Annotated in this window: 14 protein-coding genes and 2 pseudogenes; 11 read left to right on the top strand and 5 right to left on the bottom strand. The window is 60.5% G+C overall.

Annotated elements, in window-relative coordinates; all coding sequences use genetic code 11:
• Positions 1-694 precede the first annotated feature (694 nt).
• The 3 genes from AOQ71_RS04350 (at position 695) to AOQ71_RS44750 (ending at position 2,751) form a co-directional block, all read left to right on the top strand.
• The gene (locus tag AOQ71_RS04350; RefSeq protein ID WP_057742370.1) at positions 695-1,630 is read left to right on the top strand and encodes a S1/P1 nuclease; all 936 of its coding nucleotides are present in this window, start codon (positions 695-697) and stop codon (positions 1,628-1,630) included.
• Between the two features lie 462 nt (positions 1,631-2,092).
• Positions 2,093-2,296: a hypothetical protein gene (locus AOQ71_RS04355; protein ID WP_057742374.1), complete on the top strand. Its 204-nt coding sequence runs from the start codon at positions 2,093-2,095 to the stop codon at positions 2,294-2,296.
• A gap of 233 nt (positions 2,297-2,529) precedes the next feature.
• Positions 2,530-2,751 (top strand): hypothetical protein, encoded by a 222-nt coding sequence (locus AOQ71_RS44750; protein WP_157083367.1) that lies wholly within the window; start codon positions 2,530-2,532, stop codon positions 2,749-2,751.
• Positions 2,752-2,761: 10 nt separating this feature from the next.
• On the opposite strand, the gene AOQ71_RS46220 is transcribed toward AOQ71_RS44750, so the two are convergent.
• Positions 2,762-2,923 (bottom strand): hypothetical protein, encoded by a 162-nt coding sequence (locus AOQ71_RS46220; RefSeq protein ID WP_167353962.1) that lies wholly within the window; start codon positions 2,921-2,923, stop codon positions 2,762-2,764.
• 224 nt (positions 2,924-3,147) lie between these two features.
• Positions 3,148-4,186, bottom strand: a pseudogene (locus AOQ71_RS04365) (cytochrome-c peroxidase).
• Positions 4,187-5,113: 927 nt separating this feature from the next.
• Between AOQ71_RS04365 and AOQ71_RS04370 the strand changes: the two are divergent.
• The 3 genes from AOQ71_RS04370 to AOQ71_RS04380 all read left to right on the top strand — a co-directional run bounded on the left by AOQ71_RS04370 (position 5,114) and on the right by AOQ71_RS04380 (position 7,131).
• Positions 5,114-5,782: a lytic polysaccharide monooxygenase gene (locus AOQ71_RS04370; RefSeq protein ID WP_057742382.1), complete on the top strand. Its 669-nt coding sequence runs from the start codon at positions 5,114-5,116 to the stop codon at positions 5,780-5,782.
• A 548-nt stretch (positions 5,783-6,330) separates the two neighbouring features.
• Complete coding sequence (locus AOQ71_RS04375; protein ID WP_057742385.1) at positions 6,331-6,570, top strand: type II toxin-antitoxin system HicB family antitoxin; 240 nt, start codon at positions 6,331-6,333, stop codon at positions 6,568-6,570.
• 261 nt (positions 6,571-6,831) lie between these two features.
• The gene (locus AOQ71_RS04380; protein ID WP_057742389.1) at positions 6,832-7,131 is read left to right on the top strand and encodes a hypothetical protein; all 300 of its coding nucleotides are present in this window, start codon (positions 6,832-6,834) and stop codon (positions 7,129-7,131) included.
• A 206-nt stretch (positions 7,132-7,337) separates the two neighbouring features.
• Here AOQ71_RS04380 and AOQ71_RS04385 read toward each other — a convergent pair whose 3' ends face one another.
• Positions 7,338-8,474: a nucleotidyltransferase family protein gene (locus tag AOQ71_RS04385; protein ID WP_162268315.1), complete on the bottom strand. Its 1,137-nt coding sequence runs from the start codon at positions 8,472-8,474 to the stop codon at positions 7,338-7,340.
• Positions 8,475-8,864: 390 nt separating this feature from the next.
• Between AOQ71_RS04385 and AOQ71_RS04390 the strand changes: the two genes are divergently transcribed.
• From AOQ71_RS04390 to AOQ71_RS04405, 4 genes are read left to right on the top strand one after another with little or no spacing between them, the layout of a single operon-like run.
• Complete coding sequence (locus AOQ71_RS04390) at positions 8,865-10,376, top strand: Wadjet anti-phage system protein JetA family protein (protein ID WP_245316699.1); 1,512 nt, start codon at positions 8,865-8,867, stop codon at positions 10,374-10,376.
• Positions 10,366-11,004 carry a DUF4194 domain-containing protein gene (locus AOQ71_RS04395; RefSeq protein WP_057742400.1) on the top strand — a complete coding sequence of 213 codons (639 nt, stop codon included), beginning with the start codon at positions 10,366-10,368 and terminating at the stop codon, positions 11,002-11,004. The genes AOQ71_RS04390 and AOQ71_RS04395 overlap by 11 nt, the downstream gene beginning before the upstream one ends.
• On the top strand, positions 11,001-14,435 hold the full coding sequence (locus AOQ71_RS04400) for an SbcC/MukB-like Walker B domain-containing protein (protein ID WP_057742405.1): 3,435 nt from the start codon (positions 11,001-11,003) through the stop codon (positions 14,433-14,435). Before AOQ71_RS04395 ends, AOQ71_RS04400 begins: the two co-directional genes overlap by 4 nt.
• A gap of 2 nt (positions 14,436-14,437) precedes the next feature.
• Positions 14,438-15,637: a Wadjet anti-phage system protein JetD domain-containing protein gene (locus tag AOQ71_RS04405; protein WP_057742408.1), complete on the top strand. Its 1,200-nt coding sequence runs from the start codon at positions 14,438-14,440 to the stop codon at positions 15,635-15,637.
• 47 nt (positions 15,638-15,684) lie between these two features.
• Here the strand turns inward: AOQ71_RS04405 and AOQ71_RS04410 are convergent.
• A pseudogene (locus AOQ71_RS04410) lies at positions 15,685-16,354 on the bottom strand (LysR substrate-binding domain-containing protein); the annotation flags it as partial.
• Positions 16,329-16,637 (bottom strand): hypothetical protein, encoded by a 309-nt coding sequence (locus AOQ71_RS44755; RefSeq protein ID WP_157083368.1) that lies wholly within the window; start codon positions 16,635-16,637, stop codon positions 16,329-16,331. The pseudogene AOQ71_RS04410 and the gene AOQ71_RS44755, both read right to left, overlap by 26 nt.
• Before the next feature lie 80 nt (positions 16,638-16,717).
• Here AOQ71_RS44755 and AOQ71_RS42540 point away from each other — a divergent pair.
• A protein-coding gene (locus AOQ71_RS42540; protein WP_157083369.1) for an IS630 family transposase occupies positions 16,718-17,666 on the top strand; the annotation gives its coding sequence in 2 pieces (ribosomal slippage) (positions 16,718-17,053 and positions 17,055-17,666; 948 coding nt in all).
• Positions 17,667-17,675: the final 9 nt, after the last annotated feature.

The following is a 17,675-nucleotide window of genomic DNA, read 5'->3' on the forward strand; positions in this document are numbered from 1 at the left end:
GCGGTCGCCCGAGATCGGTGCCCTTTGGAAACTCGAATCGCGGGCAAAATCTTAAGGCCGGACGGAGCACATAACGGGCCTATGCTATGAAAATTCATCCTGGTGAATCACCGGACGCCGCACGGCGAGCGAACCTGCACGATTTGTTCTCGGCCGTTAGGTCCTGGCTACCTGCGAGATGTAGTAACGCGGAGAGAATATTGCGGCTACCATTGTTACCGATGCTGTCACTTAGCCAACGTCGCCTTCCTTTACCGCAACACGCGTGCCTTCCCTGGGCGCGATACGCAAGATCTCGTTCCTGTTGGGCTCGCAGCCTTGCTGACTGCCGCGTCATGCTGGCTTCAGGTTGGGGTCGCCACAATGTCGTGGGTCAACAGCGCGGCGCATTCCGGCGAGCCTTCTAGGTCTGAAAGACCTCCGTCGGCTTAAGCTCTTAAGGTTTCGTTCAGAGCGCGCTTCACGGCGGTGGTGAGCGCTGATTGAAGTGATTGGGAGCTTGCGCGATGGTGGACGGCGACCGGGCGGCAGTTAAGGCAAGACTTCCCCGGCAATACGATCCCCGTTGATTTGAGCTCGCTTTTGCGGTCTGCGTGGCATGAGCGGTCCTTCCTTTTTGAAGACATAAATTACGTGTATAAATTAGTGTTCGCAATGTAAGATAGTCCTTTCAATTCTTCAGTGAGGATTTTCCATGAAAACACGCGTCTGGATCGCGCTGGGCTGTGCAGTGCTCTTTGCGGCGCCCGCCAAGGCCTGGAATAATTTCGGACATATGGAGGCAGCTGCGCTGGCCTGGAATCAGCTAACGCCCGCCGCCAAGCAGGAAGCCACGCGCCTTTTAAAGCTCAATCCTCAATACGATGGCTGGATCCAGGGCGTGCCGGTGAGCCAGCGCGACCAAGTCGCCTTCGTCAAGGCGGCGACCTGGCCGGACCAGATCAAATCGCTCAGCGACTATCACAACGATGGTGACAGAAACGGCGATGTTGCGCCGCAGACACCCGAAGCGTCCCAAAATATCGGCTATGCCGATCACTTCCGCCACAAGTACTGGCACTTCATTGACGAACCGTTCTCGACAGATGGTACCCCATTGCAGCAGCCGCAATCGCCCAACGCGCAGACTCAAGTCGCTGTCTTCAAGAAGACGCTTACGGATAAGACGGTATCGGACGACATACGCTCATACGATATTTCCTGGCTGCTGCATCTTATAGGTGACCTGCACCAACCGCTGCATGCGACCTCCCGCTTCACGCACGCCGAGCAGGATGGCGATGCCGGCGGGAACGACGTGAAGATCAGTTGCACCAAATGTGGAAGCTCCAGAGAGCTCCATGCCTTTTGGGATGGGTTGTTGGGATCGACCAGCGCGCCACCACAAGATGCCATCGACGCCGCGGCCGATCTTCGTACCGTGGATGCCGGATCAACGGACGAGAATGACTGGATTCAGGAGAGCTTCGAGATCGCCAAGACGTCAGTGTACGCGCCGCCGATCCGCAGCGGCGACGGCCCGTACAAGCTCACGCAGGCTTATCAATCGAGGGCCCACAGGATCGCCAACCAGCGGATTGCGCTCGCCGGCGCCAGGATTGCGGCGATCCTGAACGATGCATTCAAGTGAGCGTCTGTCTGGGCTCGTCATAAGTTGTTGCGTACGATGGTCCGGCGTGAACGTTTCTAAATGCTATTCGTGTTTCACGGCTCCTTGCCGGATCATTTCGAGTAAAAACGAGCATGCCAGGACGGATCATTGTTCCATTTAGATGTGTGCCAGCGTTTTCGGAACGAAAGCCGCCAATGATACAGTGAAGGTTTTCCTGCCATTTGGCAGCTGCTCTGCATTGGTCGCCCGCGTTGGGTGGGGCCGTCGCTTCTAGGCGGGGGCCCCTTGCCGCGAAGGCCCCGGTTACGCGAAACATCGGCACCTTCGCGCCCGCTACCAGAATGGGCGCGGTTGGCGCATGGCGACAAGAAGCTTTGCTCGTTAGTGTTATCAATCAAGGTTTTTCGCCGCGCAATGCTCCGCGCGCTGTCGTGATCTGCTAGATTGATCTTTTGGGAGCGTTGTTTGTTTGGGTGATATATGTCGTATTCGGTTGAGTTGATCGTCAACGGCTATGTCAGACTAAACGATCGTGCCGCGCTGGAGAGGCTTCTTGCACATCGGCGGGAGCTGCTGAGGCAACTAACGAGTGTCACCGGCATCGATCCAAGTCGAGCCGTCGAGCAAGTCAGCCAAGAAATCGCAATCATCGAAGCTGGGCTTGCGACGATCGCGCCAGAGTGAGGAAGGTTGATCGTTCAGTGGAGCCGAGCTACTTGGTGTCGTCGTCGGTCCATGGCCTCCACGCCCAGAAGGGTCAACTCAGCAACGACTAGCGCGAGCAAAGTGGTCCAGAGACAGTCGCAGAAACCGGCGGACAGCAGCTTACGCGCACGATAACGCCTTTCGACCAAATGAAGCGCCGCGCCGAGTATATTGGCGCGACGTCTTCGCCTTGGGTGGACCCGGACAGGGCAATGTCCGGTGCGCTGAGCCTAGACGCCGCGCTGCGCCACAGCAATCAAACCCTTGCATTAAGCTTGATGTCGCTGCTGCAGGTTAATTCTGGAACCGCCATTTTGCGCAGACATTGGCTGACGTTTCAGCGAGGGCGCGACGCTGAGGCCCGGCAACAGGATCCAGAGCAATTCATTGTTGGAAAACCAGCCGCTCTACATTCAGATCGCGCAGGGCTTTAGTCTCGCGTTCTCACTTGCGAGCCTGCTTAGGTCGATCAAGAAGGTCGAGCGCAGTGTTTACCTGCTGAAGCTGACGCTCAATCTCCTGGCGCTGCTCAACGTCTTGGGTCAAATCAAGTTGCTCAATGAGCTTCTGCTTTCGGGCGAGCAGATTTTGAATGACTGTCGACATCTGACCTCCGTTACAGCTCTCAGGCCGATCGCGGGATGCTGCCTGTCACCCTGATCCAGCGCCTCTTTCGGCCGCCATAGAGCGGGTCGCGATGCTTAGGGGTAACTTCATGGGCCTCAATGCGCTCGGATCGCGACCGCCGCCAAGCGCAGCAGCCGCGCCGCAAGTAAACCGTAGGCAAGATCGGGCCGACGCCGGACGATCCCGTTTGTAGAAGAACGACACTATCTGCCTAGAGAAGGTGGCGGCGTCTCCTTTGTGCGCGTTGGCAAGATCGGATACTCGATGTTGGGTAGGCGCCCGCTCAGTGAATGTAGAAACGCAACAATATCGTTGTTCTCCGTCTCGCTGAGCCTGGCGCCGAGCTGGACTTCGCTCATAATTCCTACGGCTTCCTTGAGAGTCCAAACCTGACCCGAATGGAAGTAGGGAGCCCGCAAGGCAACATTGCGCAAGGGGGCGACACGGAACACGTATTGGTCGCTGAAGGCCTTGGTGAGCGCGAACCGTCCCTTGTCGGCCGCAGGAAGCAATTTGATATCAGGCTTTTTGATTACACCAAACGGGAACAAATCCTGTCCCCCAATATTGATTCCGCTATGGCAGGAGGCGCACCCTTTGTTCATGAACAGCCGCAATCCCGCCTTTTGTTGGTCGTTCGGAGCGTTGGCATCGCCATTCAGGTACTGGTCGAACGGAGCCGCCGGTCGTGAGAGTAGCTTCAAAAGCCTCGAGCGCCTTCGCGAAATTGTCGAAGGTGACCGGCGGTATATCACGCGGGAAGGCTTGCTTGAATTTACCGACATAATCTTCCATCGAATTCAACGTGCTCGTCACGTGATCCGGAGTCGCATTCATTTCGGCACTCGCCTGAACGGGACCCTTGGCTTGTGTTTTGTGATCCGTCGCGCGTCCGTCCCAGAACTGCGCGACATTGAACACCGCATTGTAGGCGGTTGGTGCCCGACGCGCCCCCTTTTGCCAGCCGTGACCAACGGATGTGGGACCGGCGTCGACCCCGCCGGTGCCGAGATTATGGCGCGTATTGCAGCTAATGACTCCACTCGCCGAGAGCCGAGGGTCGAAAAACAGCATCTTGCCGAGCTCGGCTTTCTCGGTCGTGACAGGATTGTCTTTTACCGCGGGAATAGCAGATGGGATCGGTTTGAAAATCTGTTTGGCTGCCACCATCAAATCATCGTTCGCGATATCATGGGATGATGAGACGAGCACGAGAATGGTAGCAATAGACAACTTGCGCATCATGTGAGACTTCCGGCTCTTTCGACGCCGCTACCGAACAATACTTCTTCAGGGCGGCACTCACTACATGATGCCTGCAACCATGCAGAAACTGAGCCAATTATCGCGCTGCAAGTTTTCCTGCTAGATGTCCGCTTCGTGACACATTGGCAGTAGCTCGACACAAGTACGTCGGCCTCGCACGAAGGATGTAGTTTTGCCGCTCTTCGAGAAGGCAGAACCGTATCTCTAACGGCACGTCAATTGCATCACACCGCGACATCACAGGCACCTGTCTCGCGAGGTCAGATGAAGGTTGCGCAATTGGATCCCAATCAATGTCACAGACGCTACAGTATGAAATGGATCCCGCTGCTTGAAGTTTTGCAGATCCGTCGCGCTGCCAAGGCGCGCTCCCAATCGCTTGGGACTCTGTCCCGTCTGGAAGGCAGGGGCTTTGCCTGTCACGCCGAGATGAGGCCTCGCGGAGCTCGATATGGCTTCGAGGCGCGCGAATAAACTTAAGCTAACCGTCGGCCTGGATGGATTGGTGGCGCGTCATGAGCTTCTGCACCACGACATCTTAGGTGACTTGCTACATTCCATGGCACGCCCTGCCCGCAAGCAGAAAGCGTAACGGGGTGCCAAGGAGAGCGGATGAAAAGGTTTCTCATGTCTAAAGCGAAACGACTTGAAATAATCAACCGGCCACCACCTTACAGCTCAGTTGGCCTGCATACGCGCCGTCATTGGAATAGCCCTGGGTATTGGAGAGAGCGAGGTGTAAGTGAGCGCTGCCTGGCAGCGGGCTGTTCGGTGGCCGCCTACGGGGCCGAGGTGCCTGATGGCAGTCACCTGGTTCGGTCTCACGGCCCTTCTTCGACCGACAATCCGACAATTGCAAGGAGAACGACGAGGCATGAATTTCGACCCTGGTCCAGTGCGCTCTTGGGCGGCGCGGCATCGCTGTTCGTCGTTGCGAGCGCGTTGGCGCAAGGTCGCCTCACCGAGCCAGCCTCACGCGTCGTGTTGTGTGCCGAACACAGGAATAAGGATTGTCCAATTGATCTGCAAAGGGCAAGCTCGATGGAGAGCGGTAAGTTCTTCCCGGCAATCAAGGGAGGGCTGTTAGACTTGACCGCGCCGACCGATGTGCAGAATGCGGCGCCACCAGAGGACGGCCACATCGCCGGCAGCAGCGTACGCGGTGATGTGCCCTTGCTCAATGAGCAGACGCCGACGCGCTGGGAGAAGATTGTTCTGCGCCCCGGCGCGAAGCAGAAGTTCAAGTGGGAATACGGGGCGGTTCACCTGACGAGGCGTTGGAACTACTTCATCACACGGATGGGGTGGAATCCGTCCTCGCCGCTCACGCGCGCGCAGTTCGAAGCGAAGCCATTCTGCACGGTTCAGAATCCCGGCCAGCCCTTTTGGGATCCGAATGCCAACCTTATTCCCCCGGAGCCCACCGAGCACATGTGCGACCTGCCAAAGCGCACGGGCTATCAGGTTATTTTGGCTGTGTGGGAAATCGCCAGTAGCCCAATGGCGTTCTATCAGATCGTCGATGCGACGTTCGAGGAACGCAAGTCGTCGAGCGCCAATGGCTCCGATTGACGGGGCGGAGTGTCGCCCGCCGAAATGAAGCGGGCACTTGGCTGACCGAGCGCTGATCCACCACAAACAGGTGGCCGACTGCGGGTCACCTTTCTGTGGGCGATGAAGTCATGTAACGTGCGCCTCAATTCAAAGTAGGGCTCTCAAGACTCGGTGCGTCGTCTGAAAGCCTTATTCACGATCTCTGGGCTGCGGGTACTGGCCGAATAGGCCACCGCGTATTCCAAAGTAGGCCGTTGGCCAGATAGTATAGCTCAAGGAGTCTTTGAATCTCGATTCCCGCCGGAAATGCTACCTTCCCAATGGCCAACGACCTCTTAGAGCGAATGACCCGGAACCTCAGGGGGGACTGGACCATTAAGGATGTGGAAACGGTTTGCGCGGAACATAACGTGTCCTGCAAGCCGCCAACGGAACGGGGCGTGGATCACACTATAAGGTGTCACACCCGCGTATTGATCACATTCAAACCCTTCCCTCTAAAAGGCCCATAAGCCTGTATATATACGCAGATTAGTGAAGTTCCTCGAAGTGGTCAGGGGGATCAAGTGAGTATCTCGACTGAATACGCTGTGACAATCCGACCGCTTCGTGTTGCCGATGGGGGCGGTTTTATCGCTCTGGTTCCCGATCTTCCCGGATGCATGTCCGACGGCCAGACGCCCGAAGAGGCGATGGCAAACGCTCAGGACGCTATCGCATGCTGGATTGAGGCCGCCCATGAAATGGGACGCCCGATTCCGCAGCCAACTCCGGAAGAACCAGTTCAGATGCTCAAATTCGGCTGATTAGCCATAGAAAAAGCCCGCCGGTTGGCGGGCTTTTTCTAGGCCAGTGCGAAATCCAATTTAGGCCACTGGGGGTTAAAACAGGCCAGTGCCCACGCTGCGCGACCGTCGGATTTCCGTCTTCCCGCGCAGAGAGGTCGAAGCGGCGCTCGCGCTACAGCTCCCGGGGCCCGATGAGATCGAGCATCCCGCGCGCGTCGGCGCGCGCGTTTCCGCAGACCTGAAGAGGCAAGCCGTCGAAGCGGGCTCGCGGCGCACTAGGTGGGAAAGCGCCTCGGGATCCACCACAAGAACGTCGCCAAATGGGTCGAACACTTCGCCAAGACCGGTCGGATCGAGCCCGCCGGCAAACTCGATCCCTACGCCGAACGCATCGCTGCGATGACCGAGGCGGATCCGGCGCGCAGCACCAACCGTCTTTGGGCGGAGTTCAAGGAGAAGGAAGGGTGCGAGGTAGCCTACAGCAGGTTCTCCCGTTTCCTCGCGGAGATCGGGTTTTCGCGCGACCCTGCGACGAAATTGCTTCAGCGGAACCGCCCACTGAGCGACGAGGGCGGATGATCGCGATCACCGCGATCGGCGTGGTCGCGATCGGCAGCGCGATCGACATCATGACCGGCACCATGATCGGCATCGGCATGGTCGGCGGGGATCATGCCGGTGCCGTGATACGCCATGCCGCCGATGCCGAGATCAGCGGCAGCAGCAGCGGCAGATCGGGACGGGAGCCGCAGCAGGCGGGCGTCGACATGTCGACGAAGCCGCTGTCACTGCGTCGGCGCGGCGGTCGGTCTCGCTATAGAGACGCGCGCGAGAAGACCATCCTTGCCGCCCGTGAGTCCGTACTCGTCTGCCGGCTCCCCGTCGAGTTTGGCCGCTTCCGCTACTCCCTTCGAGAGCATGGCGAATGTGTCGTCAGAAAGACGCAGAGCGCCAACGCCGAGGCGACGTCGCCATCTCGCTCCGCGTTCCCAAGCCTCCATCCACGCGAAACCCAGGTCGCTGTTGCGCTTGACGGCATCGAATGCCTGAATGAGTGCGCCCGCCTGGTTGATATCCTTCTTGGCCTTGTCCGCAAAGAACACGTTTCGTTTGGTGGCGACGATCAACTTGTGGATGGCGTAGCGCTCCGGCGCCGGCACAAGAACCGGCACGCCGGCGTCGTGCAAGACCACGGAGCGGATCGGCTCATGGATCAGGTAGTCCAGGAATCGCAACACCTGCGCCCCTACGGACGGCCCCAACGACGGCATCGGCGTCAGCCTGGAGGAGTAGTCCTCGTCGCCGCGGTTTGGCGTAAGGAACTCGACCTTGAAGCCGGTGGCGTTGGCGAAACCGCTGAATAGCTTGGTTTCGTCGGGAGAGAACGAGGGCGCAAACGTCGGATCCACCTTTTTCAAGATGTCTTCGATGTCCGGCATGCTTTCATCGATGGAGATCGAGATGCCGTAGAATTTTGCGATGTCCATGTCCTCGGTCGTGACGAGTTCGTCGGGGAGCCTGACGCCGAGGACGCCACTATACGTCTGATAGGCCATCGAACCGACGAGCGTGGCGCGAAGTCGAAAAAGTCCCGCGCGCGCGAGTTCATTGACGACGAGACCTTCCATGTGAGGAGGGGCGGGATAGCCAGCCCGCCTCAACTTGGCCGCGAGCTCGCGACGAGCGCGATAGCCGATTTTGGTGCGCTGAAATGCTTCGGCGCGCTTGGCGATCTCCGGATCGTCGGCTGGTCCCACGTATTTGAGGGCCGTCTTCGTTGGTCCCTCGCCGCCGGACGGCTGATAGGCCTTGTAGTAATAGTAGTCGCGATTGGCCCGCTTCTGTTTGAGAAAGGTCCCGTTCTCCGGGAAATTCTCGTCGAAGTCCGCGTCAGTCGCTTTCTGAACCAGGTCGGAGAACATCACCTGGTCGATGTTTGAAAACTGCTTCATAGGTCTTTGTTACCATTTTGGCGAAGTGGTAACAAATGTTTTGTATCCATTCTGCCGAAATGGTAACAAGGCTTGTTGCCACTTTGGCAGAATGGTAACAACAACAAATTCAACGGCTTGCGATGAAATTGTTCCGCTGGAACTGGAACCGTCTCCAGCCTGCGTTGACACCTTGCGACTTTCGGGGGCTCGACAGTGCCCGGCCCAGAAGGCTATATAAGAACATACTAAGAACCATTCCTCCGGTTGTACCCTTTCGAACTCGCTCTCAATAACCAATATTCTCCGGCACATCATGAGTATAAGGGGCCGACCCGCAGTCGGCCCGAGGAGGAGTGTCCATTGTCCTTGTTCCGTCATTTGCATGACGACGCGTTTCTGGCCTTTTCGCGTGATCACAAGCACCTGTACGCGGCGTGTCTGCTCGACCTCCACGAACGCTTCTTTTCGGGCGCACCAGCGTTCCCGACGCCGCAGCAGGTTGTCCACGCCATCTACGACGTCATGCGGGCCAATCCCGCACTGTGGAGCGAGGGCGATGATTTCGGCAACCTGCCGGAAATGATCTCGGCCGGTCGCCGCCGCATCCGCAAGGCGGATGTCGCGCTCGCCTCCGAGAAGGGCGACAAAGCGCTCGGTCTGGCACGGCAGCTTTACGCACGGCTGCTCGCCTGGGGATGGCTCGAAGAAGAGGAATATGGCCTTCGGGTCACCGTGGATATGGCGATGGGACCTCTCCTGATCATCCAGCGGCTGGCGAGCCTCAACAAGGATCTCTCGCAGCGGTTCGGCGGCTTGATCGTGCAGATCCGCCTGAACCTGGAAGCGGTCGAAAAGCTGAGGCCCGAGATCACCGACCGCAAGCAGCGCGAAGCCGCGCTCGCCGTCCGCGAGGCGCGCAACCAGGCTGACCAGTTCACCAAGAGCCTGCGGGCCATTCTGGCCGACCTGAAGCGAATCCGACGGACCGTCATGGACTCGAAGACAGTGGCTACCCGGTTGGAGGCCTTCTTCGAGGAGTTCGTCGATCAGCTCCTGCTGAAGGACTTCGAGTCCATCCTCACCGTCAACCATCCGTACCGCTTCCGTGACGCAATCGTCGATCTTGCGCGGAGGATCTCCTACACCCCGGACACCATGCAGGTCCTTGCCGAGGAGTACACCGCATCCAGCATGGCAGCGGACGTCGAGGATGGGCGGATGGCTGCGGCGGACGACCTGCTCGCCATCGAAAACATCTTCGAACAGATCGGTGAAATGTTCGAACGGATCGAGGCCTTCCGCAGGCAGCTCGAAGCTCGGGTCCGCAACACGATCAAGTACGCCGAGCGAGGCGGGCAGGGACTCGTCGGCCGGGCCGGCGACCTCGTCCGTCGACTCGACGCCCTGCTGCGGGACGGCAGGCACGAGAAGGCGACCGTCGAATGGAGCATCGAGCCGCTACGGTCGCCCTGGTCGGAGCACCATCAGGCGCCGGCCAGGCAACCGCGCCGCCCCGTCGAGACAAGGGAACTCGCCGGGCCGCCCTCGGACCCGCTCTACGAGCTGCGGAAGAAGCTCCGTCTCGAATACATCGCTCGCATCGCACCCCGCCCCGAGGACGTCAGACGATTCCTCGAGGGCCAGGTGCCGCCATTCGCGACCAAAGAAGCCCGCTTCATCGAAATCGATTCCGTGGACGACTTCCTCGCCTTCGATTGCGCCCGCCGATACGCACTGACGGGCGAGGTCCCGGCGCTGATCGCGGCCGGGTTCGATCTGGAGCCGTGTCCGGATACGCCGCCACACGACAGCGAATGGCTAAGGTGCGCGAACTTCGTGGTCAAGCGATCCGGCCCACACCGAAACGCGAGGGCGGCCCATGCTCAGTGAGTTCGAAAACATCGAGCGCTCCTCCGGCGCGGAGAAGGCGGCCGACCTCCGCAAAGCGCTACACTTCCTGCTGCGGCGGCAGTTCGTGTTCGCGGGAGATCCCCGGACTGGGACTGTCTACAACATGCTCATGGACGGTCGCTTCCGCGACGTGGTCGACGGGTTCTTCGACAGTTGCGGATACCGTGTCCATCGCGATCCGGAGGCGCAGTGGGCCGGCATTGTCGCCATGGACGAGGACGTGCCGCTGCCTCGGATGAAGCTCGACGGAACCATCGTCATGCTGGTGCTGGCAGCAAATTGGCAGCAGGAGGTGAACGTCGGAGCGGTCGAAGACCGTGCCGTCGTGGTCGCCACCTTGAATGACCTGTTCGACCGCTACCGCGAGATGGCCCAACATGGCGGCGGAGGCGCGATCTCGGCCGCCCGCTTCCGCGACATCCTGCGCGAGGCCGCCCAGCGCAGCCTGGTCGAGATCGGCGACTTCGACGACGAACAGCAGGACTGCGAGATCAGGATACGCCCGATGATCAAGCTGATCAGCGGCGGCGACGCCCTCCAACGGCTCGAGCGCTATGTCCGCAGCGAGGAGGCCCGGTTTCCGCAGCCCGCGGGACACGAGGCATGATGCAGCTACGCCACGTCACAATGGTGAATTGGCACCTATTCGACATCGCCGATATCGACGTGACTGGACACGTCGGGGTCCTTGGCGAGAACCGGTCCGGCAAATCCACGATCCTCGACATGGCGCAGGTCGTTCTCACCGGCGGAAGCCGGCGGTTCCTGCGCCTGAACGCAGTCGCCGGCGACAGCGGAAAGTCGCGCAGCGGCTCGAAGCGCAGCGTCGTCGACTACTGCCTCGGGACGCTCGGCGAAGACCAGCGCCGGCGCGACGAGGCGCGCACCTACATCGCGCTAGGCTTCGAAGACACGGAAGGCGCTCGGCCGCCGGTCACGATCGGTATGGCGCTCGAGGCGCGCAAGTCCGACAGCAGGGAGACCGTGCTGGCGCTGTTCGTCGTCATCGGGGCCGTTCTGAGCTCCAAGGATTTCATCGAACAGCGAGGACAGTCGCAGTTCCCGGCGCAGTGGGAAGAAGTGCGCGCCCGGGTCGTCGCGATGGTCGGCGACGGCAACTTCGTTAATCACCGCGACCGGGCCGGCGACTACGTCCGCGAGTACATGCGTCATCTCCTGCCGCATTCGCCCTACGGCGAGCAGAACGCCAGCGCGCTGCAGAAATCGATCGTCAACGCCATGACGCTCGATCACAACCAGACGGCCACGCAATTCGTGCGGAACTACATCCTCGAGGAAAGTTCGATCGGCATCAAAGAGCTGCGCGAGTCGATCCAGACCTACCGCAACATCAGCGAGACCATCAGGAAGATGCGCCTCAGACTCGAAGCCCTGAGGGCGCTTCGGGTCGTCCTCGCAGCTCTGGAAGAGGCGCTCGAGACCAAGTTCAGGGAGGAGTGGATCGCCAAACGCGCGGCCTGGCTCGCCGCCCGAGCGACGAACTTGGACTTCAAGACCAAACGGCGTACCGAGATGGCGCGCCGGGATGCCGCGGCAACCGAACTCGAATCTATCGACGAGGACGTCAGGGCCATCGATAACGAGATCGAACGCCTCACCGCCGCAATTGCCGAGCACGATGCCAAGACCGGAAGAAAGTCGCTGCAGCAGACGGCCGATGTGGCCGCGCAGGCGGCGCACCGCGCCTCGGCGGACTTCAAGGCGCGCTTGGACAACATCCATCGCCTGCATCCGCTCCGGGCGATGTGTGCGGACGCTTTCGAGGACTTCGTCCCTGCGCTGGAGCGGCTTCTGACCGTCGCCACCGGGGTCGACATCGCGCTCGCCTCCGACGAGCTTTCCGCGGCCGAGAAATCCTTCGCGGTCAGCGGCGCGAAATGGCTACCGAAGATCGACGAAGCGCGTCAGATGATCATTGCGGACCTTTCCGGGCTCCGAGGCCGGCGCGACGAGGTGCTCGAACGCATCCGACAGCATGCCTCCGGAGGGGCGCGGGCCTATCTCGGCGATGACACCGAACTGCTCTGCCGCAGGCTCCGGCAGAAGGGAATGGCCCCGCGCGTGCTCTGCGACATGATCGAAGTCGCCGAACCCGAATGGGCGGGAGCCGCCGAGGCGCTCCTCGGCCGCGACCGGGAGGCCGTATTCGTGGACAGAGCGGTCATCAGCGCTGCCACGGCGATTTTCAAGGAAGGCCGCCGCGAGTTCCGCCACGCATCCCTGGTGAGCCTGAACAAGCTCGAGCAGTTTAGGGCCAAGCCTGAACGCGGCACTTTCCCGTCCATTTTCCGGAGCCAGGATCCGGACGCGATGGCGTTCATCATGCGCCGCTATGGCACGGTCCGTCTCGCCGACACACTCGACCAATTCAACAGGCCCGGCAGGGCCATCATGAAGGACGGCCTCTATGACGACGGACTCGTCAGGACCCATCGCTGGATCGAAGCCTCGCAGCACAAGATCGGAAAGGCGGCCCAAGCGAACGCCCTGCGCGCCCTGCAGGATCGGGCCGAGGAACTAGACCGGATCCTGACCGACAAGAGCAAGGAGGCCCAGGCCGCGGAGCAGGCCTTTGCCGCTCTGAAGAACATCTGCGATGGACAAGACGATCTGAATGCTTGCGCCGCAGCCTTCGCGGCCGCGCAGACCGAGATCGCCGAAGCACAGGCCATGCTCGATGCGCTCGACGGCGTGGGCGACGGCGGGCTTGGCGACAAGAAGAGAGCGCAGCAGAAGCTAAAGGACAAGAGGCTCGGCGAGAGAAAGACCCAGCAGAGAGTGTTTGGCGAGCATGACGGCGAGGTCAGATCGGCGGAGAGGAGGCTCGGAGAGGGCGAGAACGTGCCCGGCTCCGAGCTGAACCTCCGGGTCGCTCGGTCGATCTACCGCAAGACGTTTCCGCTCTATTCCGCCGCGAAGGGCAGGGTCGTCTACCGCGAGCGCCTCGATGCCGTGGCCCAAAAAGGCTTCGCGGAGAAACACCGCGCCATCGCCGACAAGGCGCTAAAGGATGCGGACAATTCGGACACCGAGCGCTCTCGGATCGAGCGACGGGTCCGCGAGCTCCTTTACGATTACTTCGACCAGTTCGGGATGAGCTCGCAAGTCGGCGCGGAAAGCGAGCCGCTACGGGAGGTGAAGCCTTGGATGGAGCAGCTCATCTCGGATATCGAATCCAACGAGCTACACCAGTACGAACGGCAGGCGCGGGAAGCGGCGGAAAAGGCGTCCACCCTTCTGCGCGGCGAGTTCATCAACGCGCTCACGGCCCGGATCGGCAAGATGGAGCGGGAGCTGCAGTCGTTGAACCGTAGCCTTTACGCACATCCCTTCCACAACGAGCGATATTCGTTCCACCGCACGCAGGTGGTGGAATTCCAGCCCATCCTGAAGATCATCGAGATCGCCAAGACGTCTCCGGAGGCGCTTGACATGCTGTTTCGGGGCGACGTGCCCGACGACTTTCCGCACAAGGATACGATCCTTGCGCTCGAGGCGCTGCTCGAGGACCCCGACAAGGACTTTACCCAGTTCGAGGACTACCGCAACTTCTATACCTTCGAAATCCACATGGAGGATGTCGCAACCGGCCGCTCGACCCGCTGGGAGCAGCGGCGCGGCACCGGATCCGGCGCCGAACAGCAGGTGCCCATCTACGTCGCCATCGGCGCTTCGCTGGCCGCCGTCTACGGCAGCGCCGAGCGTCGTGCCGGCAAGCCCGCCGGCTTCGCCCTCGCCATGTTCGACGAGGCCTTCTCCAAGATGGACGGCAAGAACCAGCGGCAGATGATGAGCTTCTACAAGAACCTCGGCCTTCAGTTCGTGATAGCGGCGCCGTTCGAGAAGCGGGTCGCCGTGCTCGAGCACATGGATACCATCGTGGAGGTGGATCGGATCGGCGAACAGTCCAGGGCCACCGTGGTTGAGCTGAAAGAGAAGGCCAAGCGCGAACTGATGGCAATCGATCCGGACCTGATGTCCGAAGATGAACTCGCCACCCGTCTGGCCGCCGAGTAGCCATGGCGCGGCGCTTCACGGACGCGAACGGGCTGCTGAACGACCTGGTCGACCGCTTCGAGGCCGGAGCCGCAAGTCCAATCGCCCACCCGGACTATGCCGCGTTCCCATCGGTGGTCGTGGCGGACGCCTTCCTGAAACAGATCAGGGACGTCGAAAGTGCCGGCGCGGTCTTTCTTGGCTGGGGCCGCGGCGCCAAGCGGGACCAAGTCGCACACGTGCGGCTGGCCTCGGCGGAGATCCTATACCGATACCTCGGTCGCACCCCGGCGTCGCGGATTGCGGAGGACGCCGCCGCGCGGCTTGTCGCCGGATCGGCGCTGCACGGCCAGCTGAAGAACAGCGCTTCTCAAATCGCCGAGTTATGGGGGCGGGGCAAGACGTGGCACGGATTCGCTTCGTCCGACGTCGACACGCTGCGCCACGCGTTCGTTCTCGCCCAAGCGATTCTAGACAACAAGCATCTCGATGTCGACTACAAGACCTTCTCGCGACGGACAGTGGGGCACAGCAAGACGCTTGAACGCATCGAGGGTGCCGTGGTCCGGCTCCTGAGCGGCATCATGCAATTTCCGCCGGGCGCGCGGCCCCGCGAGGCACTGCGGGCAATCGGACTGGAGCGCTTCGCACCGCCGCTGCTGATCGCGGGCAAGATCGACCTCCAAGGGGCCGATCTGTCCACAATCGCTCCGCTCTATCTCGGGATCGCACCCAAGGAGGCAGATCGCGTCCGCTTCCGGGAGCCGCCAGCCTACGTTTTGACGATCGAAAACTTCGCAAGCTTCAACAGGCACATCGCCGAGGCCGACCCCGGTCGACTGGGAATGACGATGTACGTCGGCGGATATCCCTCGCTCGCCACCCAACAGGCCTTGCGGACGATCGGAGGAATGGTGTCCGAACAGACCCCGATCTTTCATTGGTCGGACATCGATCCGGACGGCACCTGGATCTTCCACACGATCGAGCGCGCCATCGGACGGCCGATCCGTCCGCACCTGATGAGCGTCGAAATCGCCGAGCGCTCGGGACAGGTGCCGTCCAAAAAGTCCGCCCCCGCTCGATGCCCACCGGACTCTGGTATCGCAGCGCTGGCAGCGTACCTGGCCGAAGATGGCGCAAAGACGCTCGAGCAGGAGGAGCTTGACCCGATCTTGCCCGGAGTCGCCACACTCACGTCGGCGCAAACTAGGCGAGACTAACATTTTTCAGATAACCTTCGGGTAGCTTGGCGCGAAGATCGCGGGCGTCACGCCATGCGGGACGCCTCCTGTAGAGATTTTCCGCATCCAGATGCTTGCCTGATCATTGTTGCGAAGCGCCGGCCATTGCACGGCCTCCGTAAAGGCCGGTAGCGGCAGCGGAAGATCAACGATCCGCAGCCGCATCGTCGTTGCGAAAAGCCGAGCCAGCCGTGAATGCATGGTCGCGATCCTCTCGGTGCCCAGCAGCCGCGGTGGGATCATGCTGAAGCTCGGCAGGGCAACCTCGATACGCCGCTTGTGGCCATGCTCGAGCAGGAGCCACGCCTCGATCGAAGGCTTTCCCGTTGGTCCGAACTGCGCCGCAACGTGCCCCATCGACATGTACCGTTCGAAAGCGAGCTTGCGTGAAAGCTGCTTGTTCATGTGACAGCCCACGCACACAAGCGTAGCGTCAAACAGCTTTGCCTTGGGGTGCGCGTTTGACATGTACATTTCCGGAAAGATCAGGAAATCCACCTCGCCGCGCCGCAGCGGCTCGACCGGTTGATCGTCAAGCGGAACCAGCTCGAACGTGATGCCAGGGGCCTCGCGCCCGACACGCGCAATCACGGTCCGGAAGAACACCAACGCCATGAAGTCAGACAGTACGACCCGGAAGCGCTGATCCGATTTGGCCGGGTCGAAAGTGTCACCCCCGGCAATCGAGAGCTGGATGCAGCAGCGTGGCGAACTGGAACGCGTAATTGAAGAAGCTCAGGCTGAAAAGCAAGGCTGCCACAGTCGGTGGCCTGTCCTTTTCAATCTTCATTTCAACCGGCTGATCGTTCCCCGTCGTAGAACTTGGGTTACGTTCATGGCGAACGTTTTGAACCATCGAAGACGGTGAGCCGCAGGCCACCTCTTTTCTGGCTCGTATCTTCTCCAAGAGTGCGAGTAATAGCGCATCAAGATGCAAGCTGTCATCACCGCATCCGGCACCGCCGTTAGAGCGGTTCACAGATTTATTGAATCGGGAGGGATTCCGGATCTGGGGCGAATATGATTCAAGATGCTGGCTGGGCTGGAGGCCAGCATCCGATGGTCCGACCAATTTCCAACGATTTGCGTAAGCGCGCAGTATCCGCTGTTGCCAAAGGTGAGAGCTGCCGATCTGTGGCGGAACGGTTTGGCGTTGCGGTCTCCTCAGTTGTGAAGTGGTCACAGCGTTATCGAGCGACCGGCTCGGTAACGCCTGGCAAGATGGGTGGCCACCGCAAGCCCGTGCTTGATCCGCACCGCGCCTTCATCGTCGAGCGGATCACCGAGAGGCCGCACCTGACGCTGCACGGTCTGAAGGCGGAACTGGCAGCCCGTGGCGTCAAGGTCTCACACAATGCGGTCTGGCTGTTCCTGCGCCGGGAAGGGTTGCGGTTCAAAAAAAACACTGTTCGCCCTCGAACAGGCTCGCGCCGACGTCTCTCGTAGGCGCCTGCGTTGGCGATCTTGGCAGGCCGGGCTCGATCCGGGCCGGCTCGTCTTTATCGATGAGACCTGGATCAAGACCAACATGGCCCCTTTGCGAGGCTGGGGACCCAAAGGGGCGCGTCTGCGCGGCTTTGCTCCGCACGGTCACTGGCGTACCCTCACATTCCTCGGTGCGCTCCGCCATGACCAACTCACGGCACCCTGCATCTTCGACGGCCCCATCAATGGCGAATGCTTCCGCGCTTACGTGAAGCACCTCCTCCTGCCGACCTTGCGCGAGGGCGATATCGTCATTCTCGACAATCTCGGAAGCCACAAGTCGAACGCTGTCAGACAGATGATCAAGGCGGCTGGCGCCAGGCTCTGGTACCTGCCGCCATACTCGCCCGACCTCAACCCGATCGAACAAGCCTTCTCCAAGATCAAACACTGGATGCGGCAAGCTCAGAAGCGCACCATCGAGGACACCTGGCGCCATATCGGTCACCTCGTCCAGGACATCCAGCCTCGCGAATGCGCCAACTACTTCGCAAACTCAGGCTATGCTTCAATCAAAATGTGAAACGCTCTA

Origin of the sequence: Bradyrhizobium manausense (genome assembly GCF_001440035.1) — a bacterium.
In the GTDB taxonomy this organism is placed as follows: domain Bacteria; phylum Pseudomonadota; class Alphaproteobacteria; order Rhizobiales; family Xanthobacteraceae; genus Bradyrhizobium; species Bradyrhizobium manausense.